This is a genomic window from Microcoleus sp. LEGE 07076 (genome assembly GCF_015207455.1).
Lineage (GTDB): Bacteria > Cyanobacteriota > Cyanobacteriia > Cyanobacteriales > Microcoleaceae > Microcoleus.
In genome coordinates, this window is the sequence record NZ_JADEWV010000294.1 from 1 (window position 1) to 5,720 (window position 5,720).

Annotated in this window: 2 protein-coding genes and 1 pseudogene; all 3 read left to right on the top strand. The window is 46.3% G+C overall.

What is annotated here, in order from left to right; translation table 11 throughout:
* The coding region (gene drmA / locus IQ270_RS27495) for a DISARM system helicase DrmA (protein ID WP_228056755.1) at positions 1 to 2,301 on the top strand (2,301 nt) is incomplete at its 5' end.
* Between the two features lie 251 nt (positions 2,302 to 2,552).
* Positions 2,553 to 4,391, top strand: coding sequence for a DUF1998 domain-containing protein (drmB, locus tag IQ270_RS27500; RefSeq protein ID WP_193976325.1), 1,839 nt, complete (start codon positions 2,553 to 2,555; stop codon positions 4,389 to 4,391).
* Between the two features lie 764 nt (positions 4,392 to 5,155).
* A pseudogene (locus IQ270_RS27510) lies at positions 5,156 to 5,720 on the top strand (IS4 family transposase); the annotation flags it as partial.

Genomic DNA, 5,720 nt, shown 5'->3' on the forward strand with positions numbered 1-5,720 from the left:
TTCGAGGCCTTTAGAATTGCCAATTTCGCGATCGCCAGATCCATCCGTCAACGCGCCACCCATGACAGTGAGAAAACCCCCGCAGAAATCCACGCCCCCAAATGGCGGCCGTTTCAGCTAGCATTCCTGCTGATGAACTTAACTGGAATTGCCGATCCAGAAATGGGCGATCGGGACATCGTAGATTTGCTATTTTTTCCCACCGGTGGCGGCAAAACCGAAGCATATTTAGGATTAGCCGCATTTACTTTAGTTCTGCGACGGTTACGAAATCCAGGGCTTAGCGGGGCCGGGGTTAGTGTCTTAATGCGCTACACTTTACGACTGTTAACCTTAGACCAACTGAGTCGCGCCGCCACTCTGATCTGCGCTTTAGAGTTAGAACGGCAAAACGATGTTCAAAAACTCGGCACTTGGCCTTTTGAAATCGGGTTGTGGGTCGGACAAGCAGCCACGCCCAACCGCATGGGACGCAAAGGGGACAACAACCCAGAAAGTGCCCGTACCCGCACCATTGCCTATCAAAACGACGATCGTAATAAACCCTCACCCATTCCCTTAGAAAACTGCCCTTGGTGCGGTGAAAAATTCACCCGCAACTCCTTTACCTTATTCCCCAATGCAGACAATCCCACGGATTTAAGAATTCTCTGCACCAACCGTAAACGCCTTGCCAATGGCCAACCGCAATGTACTTTTAAAGCAAATAATCCCTTGCCCATTGTTGCGGTTGATGACCCCATCTATCGCCGTGTCCCCTGCTTTATCATCGCCACAGTTGATAAATTTGCCAACCTGCCTTGGGTCGGAGAAACTGGGGCGTTATTCGGAAAAGTCGATCGCTATGATGACAAGGGATTTTACGGCCCGGCTGCGATCGGCATCGGTCGGACACTAGAAAAACCTCTCCTACCACCCGATTTAATTATACAAGATGAATTGCACCTAATTTCCGGGCCGTTAGGCACGATGGTCGGACTTTATGAAACGGCTATTGACGCCTTATCAGCTATTGACAAAAATGGCAAAAAAATCTATCCTAAAATAGTTGCTTCAACTGCAACCGTGCGGCGAGCAACAAAACAAATTCGCGCCTTATTTGGTCGCACCGAAGTCGATGTTTTTCCGCCTCCTGGCCCAGACCGCCGCGATTCATTCTTCGCCAAAACTGTCCCCGCCACGGAACAAAACCCCCGCACTTATATCGGTATTGCCGCTCAAGGTCGCAGCTTAAAAGTCATATTGCTGCGGACTTATTTAGCTGTATTAGGGGCGGCTCAAAAACATTGGGATGCCAACGGCGGCGCGAGAAATAAAAATAATCCGGCTGACTCTTACATGACCTTATTGGGTTATTTTAACTCCCTGCGAGAACTGGGGGGAAGTCGGCGCATTGTTGAAGATGAAGTCAAATCTAGATTGTTAGGATATAGCCAGAGAAAACGGGAAAATGAGCAGTCAGGATGTTTTGCTAACCGCCGAATTAACGATGAACCTCTAGAATTAACTTCTCGCGTTAGCACTAGCGAAGTTTCGGAAGCAAAGCGCTGTTTAGCCTTAGCTTTTTCAGAGGCACACCGGGTGGACGCTGCACTAGCAACTAATATGATTTCTGTGGGTTTAGATATCACTCGTCTCGGATTAATGGTCGTATTAGGACAGCCAAAAACAGCCGCCGAGTACATTCAAGCAACCTCGCGGGTAGGGCGAGACGAACAGCGACCGGGATTAGTGGTAACATTATTAAATGTACACAGACCGCGCGATCGCTCTCACTACGAACGTTTCGGCGCGTGGCACAACACTTTTTACCGGGCCGTCGAAGCAACCAGCGTCACGCCTTTTTCTCCCCGTGCCATTGACCGGGGGATTGCGGCTATTACCGTGGCTTTAGCGCGTCTAGGTAATCCAGAAATGACCGCACCTTTAAATGCAATTAAAATTACAGAACAGCGCTCAAACTTAGATTTTGTTGCTGATATCATTGCCCAGCGTTCTGAAATCCACGACCAAGACCGAGACGCTGAAGAAACCGAAGAATTGCGTCTGAAACTAAAAGATCGAGTCAAAGATTTGCTGGACACTTGGCAATATATAGCTTCGGAAAAAGGCAGTTTGCAATATCAGCAAGAAGTGGGAGTTGCACCGCCTTTATTATTTGATCCCCTTGACCCAGACTTGCAGAGGCAACCGCAACCCGCTAAAAAATTTAAAGCACAGCGTAGTTTGAGAGATGTGGAACCCGTTGTCAATTTGTGGGTGAAAACTCCAGATGGGTTCGAGATTGATGAGGAGGATTAATTCGCCCACGTCGCGTCAGATTGAGCATCAAGATTAACTCGCTTAGGGTGCATCAGAAAAAAAGATTATTTAATTGCGAGCAAATTTATCTCTGACGCAGCCTACAAATAAACTCAGTAGGGTGCATCAGAAAAAAAGATTATTTGCCGAGCGGAAGATTTCTCCCTGACGCACCCTACTAAGTAACTAATTGCGAACAAATTTCCGGCTGACATACCCTACCAACTACAAACTAACTAACTAAAATCAATATGAAAATCCCATCAGGACAAATTCGCCAAAGTGAAATTTTAACCACCTTCGGGCCGGGGGCAATGGTCGATTTGCCCAACTATTCGATTATTATCGGCGGGTTGAACCACTGGCGGGGCGATAAATCGCGCATCCACGAAGAGCGCCTGGAAGAGCGAGTTGCCGAAATTCTCGGTCTGGCCCGCGTTGCCCTGTACGCTCCCCCTGTAGATGAACAAGACCCCAGTGCCCCTCGCACAGGCATCACCGCCTTCACATTTCCCACTTGGTTTGTAGCGCAAGAGGATAGCACTTGGAAAGCTCCCAACGGCAAAGAATACCGCACCAGACCTTTAATTCGTTGGGGGAGTTTAGTTAAGGGAAAATATCTGAATGCTGAGAGGAAGAAAAGGCCTGTTGTTCCGGTGCGCTTCGTGCAAGCTTGCGCCAACGGACATATCAGCGATATCAATTGGTATGCTTTCGCCCACAATAATTTGGACGCTCCATGCCGAGGACAATTGTGGCTTGATGAAAGCGGTTCTGGCAATGATTTCGCTGAAATCTTCGTTCGCTGCGAAGCTTGCAAAGCCCGTCGCCCTCTTTCTGATGCCACTGTCCCGTATTCTAAAGTGCTCGGCAGGTGCTTGGGAGAGCGCCCTTGGCTCGGCCCGGTTGCAAAAGAACCTTGCCTTTCTAGAGAGGGCGATCGCCCGTTGTATAATCGACTGTTAGTGCGATCGGCGAGTAATGCTTATTTTGCCCAAGTCCTTAGCGTGATTTCTCTGCCGGACTCCGACACCAAACTCAGGGAAGCCGTCAACCAAGTTTACGAAGATTTTTTACAATATGCTGAAGACTTAAATGATATCAGAAAAGAGCGAAAAAAACAAAAAGTTTTTAATGCTTTAGAAGGGTTAAGCGACGAGACTGTCTGGGCAGAAATACAGCGGAGAAAGGCAGGATATTCTAATACAAGAAAGAGTATTAAGCAAGTAGAGATTGAAACTTTACTTGCTAGTCCTGATGAAGTTGAGGAAGATGTGTCCGAAGGAGATTTTTATGCCCGCGCTCGCAAGTTAGAGGGGTTAAATCCTCTCGCAACAGCTCGCATTGAACGCATTATTCTAGTGCATCGGCTCCGAGAAGTCGTGGCGCAAGTTGGATTTACTCGTTTTGAAGCAGCTATGCCGGACATTGAGGGTGAATTAGATATTAACGTGCGACGGGCAGCTCTTGACATCGATCCGACGTGGGTACCGGCGATTGAAAATAGGGGTGAAGGAGTATTTATCGCCTTTAAAAAACAGGCAATTGACCAATGGCTGAAGCAAAAAGCTGTTCGAGAAAGAGGGGAAGAGTTGCATAGGGGCTTCCAGAAATGGTGTAACACTAGAGGGATTCCGCAGGACAAAGCCAAGTTTCCGGGGTTGCCTTACATTATGTTGCACTCCCTCTCTCACTTATTAATTACTGCTGTTTCTCTGGAATGTGGCTATGGGGCTAGTGCCATCCGGGAACGCATTTATGCTGGGGATTCAGGCTACGGTATTTTGCTCTATACCGGCACCTCTGGTAATGATGGAACTTTGGGGGGACTGGTGCAAATTGGCAAGCGCATTGAATTACTGTTAATCAGCGCATTGGAGTTAGGAAGGCTTTGCTCTAACGACCCTGTGTGTGCTCAACACGGGCCGGAAAATGATGCCGAAGACCGTTTCTTACATGGGGCTGCTTGTCATGGATGTTTGCTGATTGCTGAGACTTCTTGCGAACGGCGCAACGATTTTCTCGATCGGGCTTTAGTCGTAAACACAGTTAGTGGTAACAGTGCTGCTTTTTTCCCCGATGAATTGTGATCTTTAAGGAAGACAGGCAACGGAAATTTCCCCCGTGGGGAATTCCGTTTAATATTACCGGAGTTTATAGATATTCCGAAACCGACAGCATTCAGCATCAAACAGCAACTTAACCGTTCCTTGATTAAGTCACTGCCTTCGAGTGTGAATAAGCTTTTCCACGGCTCTTCTTGTCTCATAATATGAGCGGCAAAAATCAGGTGTAACTTGGCAGCGGTCAGCCCAAACTTGTCAATAATTTGCATGGCCTCGTCTAAGGGCAGCAGCGTGATGTCGCCGGGGTTGGCGATGTAGTGCTCGATGATGTTGTTGGGGTTGCCCTTGGCTCGGTGTTGGAAGTAGCCGACACCTGAAGGGTATTCTTGCCACAAGTCTGTTCTTAGTTGTGCGTGGAGGCTAGATACCATAGGAGGGGGCGTCGCAACAGGGGCGATCGGTCTATTATGATACAGACGAGGTTCTGTAATGGGTTTGTCTGGGGTATCTCTAACTTTAGCCAGATTTTCTGAGCTGGTGCTATCAATCATAGTTTAGTCAATGGAAGATAGGGCATAGCGATTTCGATCGCACGATTAATCCTAATCCTGAAGGGAAAAATGAAGAATCGCAATATTAATCTCAAAGACTCGCGCGAGCCGCACGATAACCGCTTGTCATTTGTGACAAGTTAAGAAAAGTGCAAATTGTCAAGGGGTATAAAAAAGAAAGGTAAAATAGAATGAAACCTTTGTCAGGCAAGCATTTGAGCCATAATTGAACCAGTTATGACTAGCAAAAAACGCATCAACCGAGATCATGCAAAGAAAAAAAATCGTCCCCAAGTAGAAAATGAAGCGATCGCGAATTACCTGGAAGATTTATTAATTCCAGCAATGGCTGCCCAAAAAAGTTTTTATCGCCAACTAAATTTAAGAGATAGGATTCTGACACTACCATTAATGATGGCAGCAATATTAAGTCTCTTATGGCGAGACGTAGCAGGAGTAACAGAATTAACTAGATTATTAAATAGATCAGGATTTTTATGGTGTGAGCCGTCTGAAATTAGTCAACAAGCATTATCGCAAAGATTTTTAACTTTCCCATCAATTTTATTTGAAAAAGGATTTAAAGAATTACTGCCTCATTTTCGTCAAAAATGGTTAACAAGAAAATCAAGACCACTACCAGATAGCGTACAATTTGCATTAAAAAACTTTGAAAATATCTGGATAGCTGACGGGTCAACATTAGAAGCATTATTTAAGAAGCTACAAAGTTTATCAGATGTGCCAATTGGTCAATTAGCCGGAAAAATGGGAGTAATCATAAACTTAGTAACTCATCTTC